Source organism: Leifsonia sp. NPDC014704 (assembly GCF_043083605.1).
Classification (GTDB): Bacteria; Actinomycetota; Actinomycetes; order Actinomycetales; family Microbacteriaceae; genus Leifsonia.
Genome location: NZ_JBIBYW010000001.1, coordinates 1,063,319 through 1,078,503, shown reverse-complemented (window position 1 = coordinate 1,078,503; position 15,185 = coordinate 1,063,319). Strand labels below are relative to the sequence as shown.

Sequence of the window (15,185 nt, the reverse complement as noted above, 5' to 3'; positions counted from 1 at the left end):
CCCGAGCGGCGGATCAGGCGGGGCGCTTGGCGGGGGATGCGGTGAGCGCCGGATCCGTCTCTGCGACGTCGCCGACGGCCTCGTCGATGCGCGCCATGATGTCGCCCGAGAGCCGCACCCCCGCAGCCGCGGCGTTCGACCGCACCTGCTCCGGGCGCGACGCGCCGACGATCGCGCCGGACACGTTCTGGTTCTGAAGCACCCACGCCACGGCGAGCTGCGCCATGGTGATCCCCAGCTCGTCCGCGATGGGCTGGAGCCCCTGCACCGCGGTCAGCACCTCGTCGCGCATGAATCCGCGGATGGCGTCCGCGCCGCCCTTCTCGTCGGCCGCGCGGCTGCCCACCGGCGCCTGCTGTCCCGGCGTGTACTTTCCGGTGAGAACACCCTGGGCGACGGGCGACCAGACGATCTGCGAGATCCCGAGCTCGCCCGATGTCGGCACGACCTGCTTCTCGATGACGCGCCACAGCATCGAGTACTGCGGCTGGTTCGAGATGAGCTGGATGTTCAGCTCCTTCGCCAGCGCGTGTCCGGCCCGCAGCTGGTCGGCCGTCCACTCGCTGACGCCGATGTAGAGGGCCTTGCCGGCGCGGACGACGTCGGCGAAGGCCTGCATGGTCTCTTCGAGCGGCGTCTCGTGGTCGTACCGGTGCGCCTGGTACAGGTCGACGTAGTCGGTGCCGAGGCGCTGCAGAGACCCGTCGATCGACTCGAGGATGTGCTTGCGCGAGAGGCCGACGTCGTTGTGACCCTTCGGGCCGGTCGGCCAGTACACCTTGGTGAAGATCTCGAGGGAGGCGCGGCGCTGGTTCCTGAGAGCGTCGCCCAGCACCTGCTCCGCGACGGTGTTGGCGTAGGCGTCCGCCGTGTCGAACGTGGTGATGCCCGCGTCGAGCGCGGCGTGCACGCACTCCGTCGCCGTGTCGTTCTCGACCTGGGAGCCGTGGGTGAGCCAGTTGCCGTAGATGATCTCGGAGATCTTGAGTCCGCTGTTGCCGAGGTACCTGAATTCCATGCCCCCAACGTACGTCGCCGAGTTCGCGAAGTGCACGTCGTGGTCGCTATTCGCCGGTTTTAGCCGCCGCGACGTGCACTTCGGCGGAGGAGGGTCCCGCGTGTCGGCGGCGGGTGAGAAGCTGGAGTCGTGGGACGAGCGGATGGCAGCCAGCGGCAGGTGAGCGCGGCCGACGTCGACGACTCCGAGTCCGCCATCCTGCATGTCGATATGGATGCGTTCTTCGCGTCCGTCGAGCTGCTGGAGCGCCCGGACGCCCGCGGCAAGCCCGCGATCGTCGGGCACGCGGGCGGCCGTGGGGTCGTGACGAGCGCGACGTATGAGGCGCGGCGGTACGGCGTGCGCAGCGCCATGCCCATGTCGCAGGCGCTCCGGCTGTGTCCGAACGCGATCATCCTCCCGCCCCACTACGACCGGTACACCGAGTACTCGGCGAAGGTGATGGACATCTTCCGTGAGGTCACGCCGCTGGTGGAGCCGCTCAGCATCGACGAGGCGTTCCTCGACGTGTCGGGCGCCCGCCGCTTGCTCGGGTCGCCGCGCCGCATCGCCGAGCTGATCCGGTCGCGGGTGCAGGAGGAGACCGGGCTGACCTGCTCGGTCGGGGTCGCTGCGACGAAGTTCATGGCGAAACTCGCCTCCGGCCGCGCCAAGCCGGACGGCCTGCTGGTCATCCCGCGCTCGGAGACGCTCGCGTTCCTCCGCCCGCTCCCGGTGGGCGCGCTGTGGGGTGTCGGGGCGAGCACGCAGGCGTCGCTGGAGAGGATGGGGCTGCTCACGGTCGCCGACCTCGCGGACGCCCCGCTGCACGTGCTCCAGAAGGCCGTCGGCGATGCGAGCGGACGCAAGCTCCACGAACTCGCCAACGGCCGGGACGACCGCCGCATCGTCACCGAGTCGCGTGAGAAGAGCATCGGCCACGAGAACACCTTCGGTACCGATGTCGGCGACCTCGACGTCCTCCGCCGCGAGTTCCTGCGCTTATCGGGCCGGGTCGGTGAGCGGCTCCGCAAGCACGCCATGATCGCTCGCACCGTGTCGATCAAGGTGCGATTCTCCGACTTTCGCACCATCACGCGGTCGCGCACGCTGGCGGAGCCGACCAACGTCGGACGCCGCCTGTTCGAGGAGGCGTGGGATGTGTTCGGCGCCCTGAACCTCGACATCCGGGAGACGCCGCTGCGGCTCATCGGCGTCCGCGCGGAGCAGCTGCTCGACGCGGGCGGCGACGCGGTCGCCCTCTGGGATCCGGACGAGGAGTGGCGCGAGACCGAGCGCACCCTCGACGCGGTGAGCGCGCGGTTCGGCCGGGGGATGATCGGACCGGCCTCACTGGTGCGTCGCGCGCGCGACGCCGACCAGGAGGAGCGCGACGGTCGCAATCCGAAGTACGTGAGCGACTGAACGGGTCTGGCCGCGTCGGGTGCCGGGCGTTACGGTTGGCTGCATGACGAACATCTCGCTCAAGCTCGCGGAGACCCTCAGCGCCTCCGGCATCAAGTCGGTCTACGGCGAGCCCGTCGTCGTCGACGGGACCACCATCGTGCCGGTGGCGGCCGTCCAGTTCGGGTTCGGCGCGGGAGTCGTGGGCGAGGGCGGCGAGGACGCCCCCGGCGGCGGTGGCGGCGGAGGATGGGCCGTGCCCTTCGGTGCGTACGTCTCTGACGAGACCGGGGTCCGGTTCCGCCCGAACCTCATCACGCTCCTGGCCGTCGGCATCCCCTTCGTCTGGGTGGTTGGGCACGCCTGGTCGCGGGTGATCCGCGCGCTCAAGAAGTAGCGGCGCCCCAGACGTAACACCGCGCCGCCCTCAGCGGACTAGTATTGGGGGCGAACACGGGAGTCCGGTGAGCCGGGCTGAGAGGAGACTTCTCCAAGTCTCGACCGTCGAACCTGATCTGGGTCATGCCAGCGCAGGGAGGCCATCTCACATCCCGTGCCCTGTTTCGCTGAATGAAAGGGCACGTCCAGTGCATGCAACTCTTCTCTCCACGTCCACCGGCGCGCGTTCGCGCGTCTTCCGCTGGCGCGTCGTCGACATCGTCGTCGCCAGCGTCGTCGCCGTCGCGTCCGGCGTCGTCTTCTGGGTCTGGGGCATCGTCCAGAACCCGATCTCAGAGCCCGTGGGAGCCCTCCTCCCAGGGTTCCAGGGCATCCTGAACGGCCCGTGGCTGTTCGCCGGGGTGCTCGTCGCCCTGATCGTGCGCAAGCCTGGTGCCGCCCTGTTCGGCGAGGTCGTCGCCGCGACCGTCTCGGCGCTGATCGGCACGCAGTGGGGATTCGCGACCCTGCTCTCCGGCGTCGTTCAGGGACTCGGCGCCGAGATCGTCTTCGCGCTGTTCCTCTACGCGAACTGGCGCCTGGTGCCCGCCCTCCTGGCCGGCGCCGGTGCCGGGATCGCCGAGTCGATCCTCGACCTCCTGTACTGGTACCCCGGGTCGAAGCCCGAGTTCGCGATCACGTACGCGATCACCACGACGATCTCGGGCATCGTGGTCGCGGGCCTCGGCTCGTGGCTGCTGGTCCGCGCCCTCGCGAAGACGGGGGCGCTCAGCCGCTTCGCCGCGGGCCGCGAGACGCGGACGGCGTCGCGGGCCTGACGGCCGTGGAGTCGGGACTGGCCGGTCCTGCTGCCGTCCGGGTCGACGGCTGGGGCTGGCGTTACGCCGGACGGGACGCCTGGGCGGCGCGCGGCGTCGATCTGTGCATCGAGCCGGGGGAGCGCGTGCTGCTGCTCGGCGCGTCCGGCGCGGGCAAGAGCACGCTGCTCGCGGGCCTGGCCGGTGTGCTCGGCGGGGATGACGACGGCGAGGCCGAAGGGTCGCTGACCGTCGGCGGCCGACCGCCTGCGTCGGCGCGGGGGACGGCGGGACTGCTGCTGCAGGATCCGGACGCCCAGGTCATCCTCGCTCGCGTCGGCGACGATGTGGCGTTCGCGTGCGAGAACCTCGGAGTGCCGCGCGACGAGCTGTGGGGCCGCGTTCGGCGGGCACTGAGCGACGTCGGTCTCGACGTGCCGCTCGACCGGTCGACGAGCCAGCTCTCCGGCGGGCAGAAGCAACGGTTGGCCCTAGCAGGGTTGCTCGCCATGCAGCCGGGTCTGCTGCTGCTCGACGAGCCGACCGCGAACCTCGACCCCGACGGGGTGCTGGAGGTTCGGGATGCGGTTCGCTCGGCCGTCGACGCCACCGGCGCCACCCTGGTCGTCGTCGAGCACCGCGTGGCGGTGTGGCGCGACCTGGTGACGCGCGTCGTGGTGCTCGGAGCCGACGGCGGTGTGCTGGCCGACGGCGAACCCGGCAAGGTCCTCGCCGATACGGCGGGCGAGCTGCGGCGCGCCGGCGTGTGGCTGCCTGGCACGCCGGTGCCACGCTCGCCGTCCGTCGCCGAGGGCGCCCCGCTGCTGACGGCTCGGTCGCTGGTGTTCGGCCGGGGACCTGCGGTGACGCGGGGCCGGAAGCGCGGCCGTCCGCCGGTCGGTGTCCCGGTCGGCCGTCCGGTCGACGTAGACGTCCGCGAGGGCACGGCGCTGGCGCTGACCGGCGCGAACGGTGCGGGCAAATCGACCCTCGCGCTGACCCTGGGCGGGCTGCTGCCACCGCTCGGCGGTGCGCTCGTCGCAGAGCCGGCGCTGGCGGCCGGAGCATCCACCGACCCGGCGGCCTGGCGCTCCCGCGAGTTGCTGACCCGGATCGGCAGCGTCTTCCAGAACCCCGAGCACCAGTTCATCGCCTCCACCGTGCGAGAGGAGCTGGCTGCAGGACCCCGAGCCCTGCGGCTGGCGGCCGACGACGTCGAGAGCCGGGTGGACGAGCTGCTCGACGGCCTCGCGCTGACCGACCTGGCCGGCGCGAACCCGTTCACGCTGTCCGGCGGTCAGAAGCGGCGGCTGTCGGTCGGCACCGCGCTTGCGACCCGGCCACGCCTCCTGGTGCTGGACGAGCCCACCTTCGGTCAGGACGCGCGCACCTGGGACGGCCTCGTGCGGATGATCGCCGAGCTGCGCCGGGACGGTCACGCCATCGTCGCGGCGACGCACGACGCCGAGTTCATCGAGGCCGTCGGTGCCGCCGCGCTCCGTCTCGACGTCGCGGCGGTGCGGGCATGACCCTGCTGCAGCCGCTGCGCACAGGGCCGCTCGCGACGCTCAATCCTGTCGCGAAGCTGGGCGCGGCGCTCATCGTCACGGTCGCCCTGCTCCTGTCGATCGACCCGGTCTCGGCCGGCGTCGCCCTGGGGCTGGAGCTCGTCCTGCTGACGCTCGCGCGCATCCCGCTCCGCTCCGTCATCGTGCGGACCGCCCCGGTGTGGATCGCGGCCCCGCTCGCCGGACTCACGACCGTGCTCTACGGGCAGACGTCCGGCACCGTCTACGTGCAGTGGTGGGCGGTCGAGATCAGCGACGGCTCGATCGCCCTGGGCGTGGCGACCGCCCTGCGCGTGCTCGCCATCGGCCTGCCCGCCGTGCTGCTGTTCGTCACGATCGACCCGACCGACCTGGCGGATGGATTGGCGCAGCTGGTGCGCCTGCCCGCGCGTTTCGTAATCGGCGGGCTCGCTGCCCTGCGTCTGGTCGGACTGTTCGCGGAGGACTGGCGCGCCCTCACCCTGGCGCGCCGCGCACGCGGCGTCGCGGAGTCGGGCGCATTCCGGCGCTTCCTCGGGCAGTCGTTCGCCCTGTTCGTGCTGTCGCTGCGCCGCGGGACGAAACTGGCGACGGCGATGGAGGCGCGCGGCTTCGGCGCGCCCGGAACGCGCACGTGGGCGCGCCCCTCCGTCTTCCGCGGGCGCGATTGGGCCGCCCTGGTCGTCGCGGCGCTGGTCGCCGGGCTCGCGATCGCGGCGGCCGTCGCAGCGGGGAGCTGGAATGCACCGCTCAGCTGACGACCCGATTGGCCTGCTCCGCTCAGCCGTCGCACGGGCAGTCGCCCGCGCGACGAGCGCCGCGCGGACCCCGATCGTCCTGATCGATGGACCGAGCGGCGCCGGCAAGAGCACGCTCGCCGACCTCCTCATCGCGCGCTGGCCGGCGGAGGGGCGCCCGCGGCTCGTGCGCATGGACGACCTGTACCCGGGATGGGACGGTCTCGATGCGGGCAGCGAGGCTCTCGGCCGCGATCTGCTCGAGCCGCTCCGTGCGATCGACGCGGGCAGCTGGCAGCGCTGGGACTGGGCGGGCCATCATCCGGCCGGGGTCGAGCTGGTGGCCGGCGGCGAGCCGCTCGTGGTCGAGGGATGCGGAACGCTCTCGCGCCGGAACGCCGCCCGTGCTGACCTGACCGTCTGGCTGGAAGCGGACGACGCCCTGCGCAAAGAGCGTGCACTCGCGCGTGACGGTGAGACGTTCGCAGCGGAGTGGGACCGCTGGCAGGCGCAGTTCGAACGGTTCGTCGCCCGCGAGCATCCACGCGTCTCGGCGGATCTCGTCCTGGACGTGACGGGACTCGACCTGCCGGGTGGGATCACCGATGCGCGATCGGGTACTACGGTGGAGTCATGACCGACGCACGACAGGACCCCGAATACATCGTCGAGTACGCCGACGGCCCGCTCGCCGGGCAGACCGACCGCCGCTTCCTGGTGGACGGCAAGGTGGATGAGCGCATCGGCGTGATCGCCGCCGTCGAGGGCCTGGAGTCGACGTTCTGGTACGTCGCGGGCGAAGAGCGCGACGTCGAGGGTCAGAAGCTGGTGTCGTACCGCTTCGATGCTCCGGACTCCGACCCGGTGGAGGCCGACAAGGAAGACGAGTCGATCTTCGGGAACGGCGCCTGACCTGCCGCTGATTCCCGTGGGCTACGCCGGCCGTCCTGGCTAAGCCCAACCCAGTTCGTGCAGGCGCTCGTCGTCGATGCCGTAGTAGTGCGCGATCTCGTGCACGAGCGTGATGTGGATTTCGTCGCGCAGTTCGTCCTCGTCGGCGCTGATCGCGAGGAGCGGTTCGCGGTAGAGCACGATGCGGTCCGGCATCTCGCCGAACCCGTACGTGTCGCGCTCGGTGAGGGCCACACCCTCGTACAGGCCGAGCAGGTCGAGGGAGCCGTCCTCCGGGCGGTCCTCGACGACGAATACGACGTTGTCCAGCCCGTCGACCATCTCGTCGGGCAGCTGGTCGAGTTCGTCCGTGACGATCGCCTCGAAGGCGTCCTGGTCGAGGTCGAGCGTCACGCGCGGCTCACCACGCCTCGGCGACCGCGGCGTGCAGGTCGAGCAGCCCGGCCGTGCGCTCGCTCGGGCCGCGGCCGAATCCGCACTCCGTCGCGACACCGAAGCGCGGCTGCGCGGTCGCGGCCGCCTGCGCCCGGCGGCGGGCACCTTGCACGCCGTCCTCGTGATGCAGCAGCCCGAGGTACAGCTCGGTCTCGGCAGGAACCACGACATCGGCGAGCGGGGCGAAGTACGCCTCGTCGTCCCGCTCGATCGGCACCGGGAGGTGCACCCAGGTGACGGGGCGCGGAGCGGCGTCGAGGATGCCGCGGAGCACCGCGGCGAGGCGCCCGGCGTCGGTGGGCTGCACGAAGTGCTGCTCCTCGACATCGCCGTAGCAGAGGTGGTAGCCGAGTTGCACGTCGACGGGAACCGCGGCAGCCTGCCGGACGGCGCGCTCGACGACGCCGGCGAGCACGTCCTCGCCGAACCACGACGGCATCCGCCCTTCGAGCAGCGCGAACTCGACGGCGGTGTCCCACTGGATCGCGAGATCCTCGTGCGGGATGCCGTCGAGGATGCGCTGCAACTCGCCGAAGAGTGCCCGCTCGTAGGCGGGTTCGACGGCGGCGCGGTCCTCCGGCACGATGAACGGCCCGACCACGCCGGCGGGTGTCGGCAGAGACACCTGGAAGCGCACGCCCTGCGGGATGACGCCGTCCTCGCGGAGGCTGCGGAACACGGCGTACGAGTCGAGAGCCGCGTCCGCGTAGCCGAGGTCGGGGAAGACGAGGTCGCCGGCCGACACGCCGTCGTCGAGACGGAACGGACGGGGATCGAACACGCCGCGCAGCAGCGGCGCGTCTCCGGGGATGCGCGAGAGGCCGCTCATCGTGTCGAGGCGGCCGGTCTGGAACTGCACCCAGTAGAAGCGCTCGCCCACCTCGCCGTCCGGGATGCGGCGCATCCGGTCGCCGAGATGGGCGTTCACGGTGCGGAAGACCGTTTCGGCATCGGGCAGGTTGACGCTGCCGACGAGATGGGCTCCGCGGATAGCGGGGGAGGTGGGGGCGTGCTCGGTGCTCACTCGCGCGAGTCTACCGGCGGCCGCCGCCCGCCTCCCCGGCTCTCAGGTCAGTACCAGTTGACGGCCTCGGAGTGGCCCCACGCGGCGCACGGCGTCCCGTACCCGCGGGCGATGTAGTCGAGTCCCCACTTGATCTGGGTGGTGGCGTTGGTCGCCCAGTCGGTGCCGAAGGACGCCATCTTGCTGCCCGGGAGGGCCTGCGGGATGCCGGTCGCACCGCTGCCGGGGTTGGAGGCCTGGTAGTTCCACTGCGACTCGCGCTGCCACAGCTGCGAAAGGCACTGGAACTGGTCGGCGCCCCAGCCGTACTGGCTGGCGGCGAGGCTCGCGGCGGTCGCCTTGGCGCCCGCCGGAGTGTTCGCGTTGGCGAGGGCCGCGGCAGCGGCAGCGGCGGCCTCGGCTGCGCGGCGGTCGGCCTCGGCGCCGGCGGCGGCCAGGGCGTCGGACGCGGCCTGGGTCGCCACGATGCTGTCGCGGAGGGTGTCCTCGTCGAGCTTGGTGTAGCCGCTCAGACCGGCGATCGCGGTCTTCGCTGCCGACGCGTCGGCCTTGGCCTGGTTCGCGTTGACGGTGGCCTCTGCGCCGGTCAGCGTGGTCTTCGCCTGGCGCTCGAGGCGGTCGCGCACGATCGAGTCGTACACGGAGAGCTGTTCGTGACGCATCCCCGTGGCCTCGGAGAGCTCTTGCGTCTTCCGCTCGCTCTCCTGCTGCTGGGCCATCGCGGGGGCGAGGAGGCTGGCGCTGACCAGCACGGCGGCGGCACCGGAGACGATGCGGCCGAAGGGGATGGGACTGTTCTTGACGGTGGTACGGAGAGAACTCAGCATGCTTTTCCTGGATCGGGCTTCCCCGCCTGACGCGTGGCGACGCCGTGGGCGTCCATGCGACCGGACCGTGTGATTTCGGGTGGTCCTGCGGGCTGACTGCCGCGCGGCACGCGCGGAAGCGCCTGGTGGACCCGTGGTCCGGAAGGCGCGGCATGCGGCGCGGGTGTGCCGGGCGTGGGAAGGGCTGCGTGTCCAGGGCGACGCCGGGGGACGTCTCAGGTTGGGGGCCTTGAGGGTTTGGGGCCTGGATACGCGCCTGCGCGGCACGGACGGCTTTCACTGCCGTCGACCATCGACCCTAGGCGCTGTTTCTGGACGGTTCGGGCATAGAGCCTGGCAAAGTCGTGTACGCGTCAACGACCTGTCGGCGAGTCGGTGGTGGCCTCCGAGTGCTCCTCGGCCTCCACCTCCGCCTCCGCCGCGTCCATGCGCCGGTCGGTCACCCAGAGCATCGGGATGAGCTGCAGCACGACCAGCATCCCCATCACGAGGAAGACCCAGCGCACGCCGAACAGCTGACCGATGAGGCCGCCGGCGAGCGCGCCCAGCGGCATTGTGCCCCACGCGAGCAGTCGGTATGCACTGTTGACCCGCCCGAGGAGGCGGGTGGGGGTGACGCGCTGGCGTAGCGAGACGGTGATCACGTTCCAGATCGAGACGGTGACGCCGCCGATCAGCATCCCCGCCGCGATGATGAAGGGATTCGTGGTGAAGAAGGGCGTTGCGACCGTGAAGAGGGAGCCGACGATGGTCAACGCGAGTCCGCGCGCTCGCCCGACCAGCCGTTCCGCGGGCTCCGCGAGGAAGGTGCCGAGCACGCTCCCGACGGCCGACGCCGTCAGCAGCAGGCCGTATCCCGGGTCGGTCAGTTTCATGGCCGACTGCGGGCCGACGGCGAACAGCACGAAGACGGTGTAGACGGCTGAGGCGGCGAAGTTGAAGACGCCCACCATGATCGCGAGCGTGCGCAGCAGCGTGCTGCCGCGGAGGAAGCGGAGGCCCTCGGCGATGTCGGCGCGGATGGTCGTGCGCTCGAGGCGATCGGCCCGGTACCGCCCGCGGACGAGCAGCAGCATCCCGATCGCGGCCAGCCAGAGCAGCACCGGCGCGCCGAACGCGAGGGCGACACCGGTCGCCACCAGGAAGCCGCCGAGCGGAGGGCCGACGAACTCGTTCGCGGTCAGTTCCACCGCGTAGAGGCGCCCGTTCGCCCGGGAGAGGCGGTCGCGCGGGACGAGCTGCGGAAGGATCGACTGCGACGACGTGTCGTAGACGGTCTCGGCGACACCGATGCAGATCGCCGCGGCATAAAGCATCCAGATCGACCCGATGCCGGTCAGGGTGACGACCGTCAGGAAGGCGAGGAAGAGGGCGCGGGCCGCGTTCGCGACGAGCATGAGGCGGCGGCGGTCCAGCCGGTCCGCGAGCGCTCCGGCCGTCAGGGCGAACAGCAGCCAGGGGAGGGTGAACGCGAAGGAGAGACCTGCGATGAGCGCCGGGGAGTCGGTGTAGCGGATGGCGACGAGCGGCAGCGCGACCTTCATCACGCCGTCGGCGAGGTTGGAGAGGCCTGCCGACGTCCACAGCTTCCAGTACCGTGCGCCGAGTCCGTTCGCGGTCATACCGGCAAGCGTTGCATAAGGATTGAGAAAACTCAATCGATAGATGAAACCCCAATCCGCGCTAGAGTCGGAGCGTGACCGACGAACGCAGCACTGACGCAGGGCCCGACGCCAAGCGTCGGCCCGCGACGCCGCAGGAGCTCAAGGCTCTGTCGCATCCCCTGCGTGTCCGCATCGTGCGGCTCTGCGGCGACCGCGAGCTCACCAACAAGCAACTGGCCGACCGCTTGGGCGTTGACCCGGGCACGGTGTACTACCACGTGCGCCAGCTGGTCGACGCGGGGTTCCTGGAGCCGGCGGAGGTGCGGACGGGGGAGACGGGCGCCCTCGAGAAGCCGTACCGCTCCACCGGGCGGACCTGGTGGCTGTCCGTCCCTCTGGAGGATCTCGACCTGAGCGACGGCTTCGCGCCGGTGGATGCGTTCCAGCAGGAGCTCGCCGAGGCCGGTCCGGCGTCGATCGCCACGTACGCGCGTTTCTCCCTACACCTCTCGCCGGAGGACGTCGCCGAACTCGACCGCCGCATCGTCGCCGTCATCGACGAGTACGTGGAGACCGACGCCGAGCGGCGGCACCTGCCCGCGCACGGCGGGCTGTTCCTGCTGCACAGGGTGACGAGCGGTGACTGAGACGCAACGGGGCCTGCCTCCACCAATCCGTGCCTGCTCGCGGCGGTGAGCGCCCTTTCCGCTACCTTCCCTGCAGCTGCGGGAAGAGCTCGGCGAGCAGGTGCTGAGCTGCTTCCGTGCCCTCCTTCCCGGTGAGCGGCTGCGTCGGGTCGAGCGACGGCACCTCCAGGCCCATTCCCCGGCCGAGCGCGTACACCCCTCCCAGGAGCGCCTTCCCCAGCCCACCCATGGGCGCATCCAGCGGAACGAACGACGCAGGGCGGGCCGGGCCGGGCCGGGCCGCGACATCGGGCCAGTCATCCTGCGGGCGAGGGCGGGGCGACGTGAAGATGTCTCCGAAACTGCGTGCGCTCGCGTCGCGAGCGGTCAGCGGCGAGCCGAGATTCCACCGCTCGCGCATCGTGGCGATGACCGACGTGGCCCGGAATTCCTCTGACACCACTGTGCGTTCCGGCACCCACGCGGAGATCGCCAGTGCGGGGATCCTCACCCCCGAGCGGTCGAAGGCGAAGCCCATCTGCCCGGCTGCGGACGCGGCGGTCGGGGGCACGGCGGGCGGCGGGGGCACGTGGTCGTAGGTGCCGCCGTGCTCATCGAAGGTGACCACCAGGGTGGTGTTGAGGTGATTGGAGCCGTTCGCCGTGGACGAGCGGATCGCATGGTAGATCCGCGCGAGAAGGTCCTCCCCGGCGATGATCGAGGACGGCGGGTCGGCGAGGATGTGGTCGGGTTCGACGCCTTGGGCTCGGGCGACGGCTTCGAACAGGTCGCCGAACGGCGGGTGCATGTCATTGTGCGCCGTGCCGATGATCTGCGGCTCGATGAACGAGTACGTCGGCAGGTTCCCCTTCTCGGCATCTTCGAAGAACTGCGCCGTTGACAGGAAGTGGGTCGCGAACTTCGGCCGCAGGCGGGCCGCATGGATGATCCCCGTCAGGGAGGCGTGGCAGGGCGGATCGCAGTACACCCTCCACGTCAGCCCTGCGGCGTCCAGCCGGTCGAAGAGCGTCTCGGCGGGATTGTGGACCGGGAAGGCGTCGACAGGCGGGAAGTTGATCACATGGCCGGAGGAGGTGCCCGCGTGGAAGAACGACCGGTTCGGGAACGTGCACGAGGGAACCTCGCAGAACCAATGGTCGAATGTCGCGAATCCTCGGGCGATCGTCGACATCACCGGCATCTGCTCGGGGGTGTATCCGGTCATGATCTGTGCGTACTCATCGACCGATGGCATGCGGCCGTTCTCGAACAGCAGCATGCTTGCGTAGTCGGACACGAATCCACTCATCGTCGGCATGCGCCCGCTGGCGGGGAGGTTGAAAGATCCGCGCGGCTCAGAGTGTCCGACGTTGGCCTCATCGAGGATGCCGAACAGCTGCGTGTTGACGTGGTGGAACTCCTCGCCGGGATCGGGCGCCGGCGTATTCATGTCTGTGGCCACGCCGTAGGGGACCGGTCCGTGTCCGGCATCCGGCAGCCATTCCGGTACCGGATTCATCAGGTCCTTCCCCAGCACCCCTTCGAAGGCGGGCACTTCGCCGGGTTCATAGAGTCGGCCGAGCAGGTTGTCGAACGAGCGGTTCTCGAACATGACCACGACCACGTGGTCGAGTGCGTTCTCCGGGCCTTGGCGTGTCATGTGCGCCCCTCCGTCGTCTCCGTGGGTGGCGGTCACCGACCCGAGCTGATGCGCACGAGCGTAATGAGCAGTCGCGCCGAGCGAGAGACAGTTAGTGACACGGTTCCGGACCAGAGGTCAGAGCGACGAAGAAGGCCAGCTGTCAGCGTCATCGAAGGGACGCTCACAGCTGGCCTACCTTGGGGTGAGTAACGGGGCTTGAACCCGCGACCTCCTGGACCACAACCAGGCGCTCTACCAACTGAGCTATACCCACCACGGCGCCTCGCCGATCACGCGGACCGACCGAAGCAACTCATCGATTCTAGTACATGCGGGGAGCCCATTTTTCCACCACGCCCGCGGCCAGGGCCTGGGTGTCCTCCGTGGTGGGCCCGGGCGGGGCGACGAACGCGGCCGAGCGGTAGTAGTCCAGCTCGCGGATCGACTCGAGGATGTCGGCGAGCGCCCGGTGGCCGCCGTTCTTCTCCGGGGCGTTGAAGTAGATGCGCGGGAACCAGCGGCGAGCGAGCTCCTTGATCGAGGACACATCCACGTTGCGGTAGTGCAGGTGGTTGTCGAGCCGCGGCATGTACTTGGCGATGAACATGCGGTCGGTGCCGATCGTGTTGCCGGCTAGCGGGGCCGTCCGAGCGGTCGGCGCGAACTTCAGCACGTACTCGAGCACCTCGTACTCGGCCTCGGCGAGGCTCTTGCCGTTCGGGATCTCCTCGATCAGGCCCGAGGTGGTGTGCATCTGCCGGACGAAGTCGCCCATGTTCTCGAGCGCGGAGTCGTCGGGCTTGATGACGATGCTGAGACCGGGGTCGAGCACGTTCAGTTCGAAGTCGGTGATGACCACCGCGATCTCGACGAGCTCATCGACCTCCAGGTCGAGGCCGGTCATCTCGCAGTCGATCCAGACCAGTCGATCCGAGGAAGTAGCCATAACAGGAGTCTAATGCTGGCCCCCGACAGGGCCGGACAGACCGACAGGGCCGGACAGACCGACAGGCCCGGACAGCGCCCCGAACTCGACTCGCTGCGGCACCGGGAGCTTCGGTCCCATCCCGTCGCCGGTCGACACATGCCGCACCCGCCGGGCGATCCACGGGATGGCGTACACCCGCAGCCAGGTCCGGAACGGCACCGAGTCGGGCGGCACCGGCGCCGTCGCCTCCGCCGCGACCGTCGTCTCCGGCCCGCTGACCTCGGCGTACGGCACGCCCAGCGCGTGGGCCGCCTGCGCGGCGAGCAGCCGGTGCCCGCGCGTGCTCAGGTGCACCCGGTCGGACGCCCACATCGCCGGGTCGCGGAACTCGCGGACGCCCCACACGTCGAGCACGATCGCGCGCTGATCCCGTGCGATGCTCCAGATGTTGGCGTTGAAGACGGCCGCCCGCCCTCGGAACGGCTTGAGGAAGAATGCGAACTGCGGGTCGAAGATGTTGGCGAGCAGGACCGTCGCGCCCGCGGCACGGAGGTCGCGGATGCCGGCCTCGAGGCGGGTGGCGAGCGCGTCCGGGTCCGCCGCAGGGCTCATCAGGTCGTTCCCGCCGATCATGACGGAGACGAGGTCGGGCCGGAGGTCGACGGCGTGCGGGATCTGCCCATCCACCACGTCGGCGATGCGGCGGCCGCGCACGGCCAGGTTGGCGAACTCCAGGGAAGCGCCGGCGAGCCGGGCGTCGCCGTTGAGGATGCCGGCCAGGCGGTCGGCCCAGCCGAGGTATGCGTCCGCCTGCCCGGGGGCGCGGTCGCAGAGGCCCTCGGTGAGCGAGTCACCGAGGGCGACGTAGCGCGTGAAGGTCGTTCGGCTCACGGGACGATTGTGGGTCGTGCAGGGGGCAGTCGTCTCGCGACCGCGGCGAGCGGGAGACGATCGTCGCGCTGATTTTCCCGGCCGTACACTGAGGTGGTGGATACGACACCGGCCGTTGACCCGGCGGACACCGGAGCGGCGCAGCTGACGCTGTACACCTCCGCCTTCTGTGAGCCGTGCATGCAGACTCGCGCGGTGCTGGCAGAGGCGGTCAGGGTCGCGCCGCGGATTGCGGTGACCGAACTGGATGTCGCAGCGAACCTGGAACGCGCGGAGCGCGACGGCATTCGCTCGACCCCGACGGTGATCGTCGCGTCGCCTGGCGGCGATGAGGTGTTCCGCGCGGAGGGCGTGCCCACCCTCGCCCAGGTGCTCGCGGCCGCAGGCCGCGCCCTCTGACGGCTGCTCCTGGTGC

The 15,185-nt window shown here is 70.5% G+C and carries 18 protein-coding genes, 1 tRNA gene and 1 riboswitch; of the genes, 10 read left to right on the top strand and 9 right to left on the bottom strand.

The window, feature by feature from the left end:
- Positions 1-13: 13 nt before the first annotated feature.
- Entirely contained in the window at positions 14-1,018 is a 1,005-nt protein-coding gene (locus ACF1AJ_RS05290; RefSeq protein ID WP_391506413.1) for an aldo/keto reductase family protein, read from the bottom strand.
- Here ACF1AJ_RS05290 and ACF1AJ_RS05285 point away from each other — a divergent pair.
- The 8 genes from ACF1AJ_RS05285 (at position 1,017) to ACF1AJ_RS05250 (ending at position 6,793) form a co-directional block, all read left to right on the top strand.
- Positions 1,017-1,181: a hypothetical protein gene (locus ACF1AJ_RS05285; RefSeq protein WP_391506412.1), complete on the top strand. Its 165-nt coding sequence runs from the start codon at positions 1,017-1,019 to the stop codon at positions 1,179-1,181. The genes ACF1AJ_RS05290 and ACF1AJ_RS05285 overlap by 2 nt on opposite strands.
- Complete coding sequence (locus tag ACF1AJ_RS05280; RefSeq protein WP_391506411.1) at positions 1,148-2,422, top strand: DNA polymerase IV; 1,275 nt, start codon at positions 1,148-1,150, stop codon at positions 2,420-2,422. The genes ACF1AJ_RS05285 and ACF1AJ_RS05280 overlap by 34 nt, the downstream gene beginning before the upstream one ends.
- 43 nt (positions 2,423-2,465) lie before the next feature.
- On the top strand, positions 2,466-2,798 hold the full coding sequence (locus tag ACF1AJ_RS05275; protein WP_391506410.1) for a spore germination protein GerW family protein: 333 nt from the start codon (positions 2,466-2,468) through the stop codon (positions 2,796-2,798).
- 46 nt (positions 2,799-2,844) lie between these two features.
- Positions 2,845-2,955, top strand: a riboswitch (TPP riboswitch).
- Between the two features lie 33 nt (positions 2,956-2,988).
- Positions 2,989-3,618 (top strand): ECF transporter S component, encoded by a 630-nt coding sequence (locus ACF1AJ_RS05270; protein ID WP_391506409.1) that lies wholly within the window; start codon positions 2,989-2,991, stop codon positions 3,616-3,618.
- A 5-nt stretch (positions 3,619-3,623) separates the two neighbouring features.
- Positions 3,624-5,126, top strand: coding sequence for an ABC transporter ATP-binding protein (locus ACF1AJ_RS05265; RefSeq protein ID WP_391506408.1), 1,503 nt, complete (start codon positions 3,624-3,626; stop codon positions 5,124-5,126).
- Positions 5,123-5,902, top strand: a complete 780-nt coding sequence (locus ACF1AJ_RS05260) for an energy-coupling factor transporter transmembrane component T family protein (protein WP_391506407.1) — start codon at positions 5,123-5,125, stop codon at positions 5,900-5,902. Before ACF1AJ_RS05265 ends, ACF1AJ_RS05260 begins: the two co-directional genes overlap by 4 nt.
- The gene (locus ACF1AJ_RS05255) at positions 5,886-6,518 is read left to right on the top strand and encodes an ATP-binding protein (protein ID WP_391506406.1); all 633 of its coding nucleotides are present in this window, start codon (positions 5,886-5,888) and stop codon (positions 6,516-6,518) included. The genes ACF1AJ_RS05260 and ACF1AJ_RS05255 overlap by 17 nt, the downstream gene beginning before the upstream one ends.
- Entirely contained in the window at positions 6,515-6,793 is a 279-nt protein-coding gene (locus tag ACF1AJ_RS05250) for a hypothetical protein (protein WP_391506405.1), read from the top strand. The genes ACF1AJ_RS05255 and ACF1AJ_RS05250 overlap by 4 nt, the downstream gene beginning before the upstream one ends.
- 39 nt (positions 6,794-6,832) lie before the next feature.
- Here ACF1AJ_RS05250 and ACF1AJ_RS05245 read toward each other — a convergent pair whose 3' ends face one another.
- The 4 genes from ACF1AJ_RS05245 to ACF1AJ_RS05230 all read right to left on the bottom strand — a co-directional run bounded on the left by ACF1AJ_RS05245 (position 6,833) and on the right by ACF1AJ_RS05230 (position 10,701).
- Positions 6,833-7,186, bottom strand: coding sequence for a metallopeptidase family protein (locus ACF1AJ_RS05245; protein ID WP_391506404.1), 354 nt, complete (start codon positions 7,184-7,186; stop codon positions 6,833-6,835).
- A 7-nt stretch (positions 7,187-7,193) separates the two neighbouring features.
- Complete coding sequence (locus tag ACF1AJ_RS05240; RefSeq protein WP_391506403.1) at positions 7,194-8,252, bottom strand: hypothetical protein; 1,059 nt, start codon at positions 8,250-8,252, stop codon at positions 7,194-7,196.
- 47 nt (positions 8,253-8,299) lie between these two features.
- On the bottom strand, positions 8,300-9,079 hold the full coding sequence (locus ACF1AJ_RS05235; protein WP_391506402.1) for a hypothetical protein: 780 nt from the start codon (positions 9,077-9,079) through the stop codon (positions 8,300-8,302).
- A 353-nt stretch (positions 9,080-9,432) separates the two neighbouring features.
- On the bottom strand, positions 9,433-10,701 hold the full coding sequence (locus tag ACF1AJ_RS05230) for an MFS transporter (RefSeq protein ID WP_391506401.1): 1,269 nt from the start codon (positions 10,699-10,701) through the stop codon (positions 9,433-9,435).
- Between the two features lie 74 nt (positions 10,702-10,775).
- Here ACF1AJ_RS05230 and ACF1AJ_RS05225 point away from each other — a divergent pair, with 74 nt between their 5' ends.
- The gene (locus tag ACF1AJ_RS05225) at positions 10,776-11,330 is read left to right on the top strand and encodes an ArsR/SmtB family transcription factor (RefSeq protein ID WP_391506400.1); all 555 of its coding nucleotides are present in this window, start codon (positions 10,776-10,778) and stop codon (positions 11,328-11,330) included.
- Positions 11,331-11,391: 61 nt separating this feature from the next.
- On the opposite strand, the gene ACF1AJ_RS05220 is transcribed toward ACF1AJ_RS05225, so the two are convergent.
- From ACF1AJ_RS05220 to ACF1AJ_RS05205, 4 genes are all read right to left on the bottom strand, one after another.
- The gene (locus tag ACF1AJ_RS05220) at positions 11,392-12,969 is read right to left on the bottom strand and encodes an alkaline phosphatase family protein (protein WP_391506399.1); all 1,578 of its coding nucleotides are present in this window, start codon (positions 12,967-12,969) and stop codon (positions 11,392-11,394) included.
- Between the two features lie 180 nt (positions 12,970-13,149).
- Positions 13,150-13,225: transfer RNA gene (locus ACF1AJ_RS05215), tRNA-His, on the bottom strand.
- Positions 13,226-13,273: 48 nt separating this feature from the next.
- Positions 13,274-13,897 carry an oligoribonuclease gene (gene orn / locus ACF1AJ_RS05210; RefSeq protein ID WP_029042786.1) on the bottom strand — a complete coding sequence of 208 codons (624 nt, stop codon included), beginning with the start codon at positions 13,895-13,897 and terminating at the stop codon, positions 13,274-13,276.
- Positions 13,898-13,906: 9 nt separating this feature from the next.
- Positions 13,907-14,770 (bottom strand): SGNH/GDSL hydrolase family protein, encoded by an 864-nt coding sequence (locus ACF1AJ_RS05205; protein ID WP_391506398.1) that lies wholly within the window; start codon positions 14,768-14,770, stop codon positions 13,907-13,909.
- Positions 14,771-14,866: 96 nt separating this feature from the next.
- On the opposite strand from ACF1AJ_RS05205, the gene ACF1AJ_RS05200 reads away from it, so the two are divergent.
- Complete coding sequence (locus ACF1AJ_RS05200; protein WP_391506397.1) at positions 14,867-15,169, top strand: thioredoxin family protein; 303 nt, start codon at positions 14,867-14,869, stop codon at positions 15,167-15,169.
- Positions 15,170-15,185 lie beyond the last annotated feature (16 nt).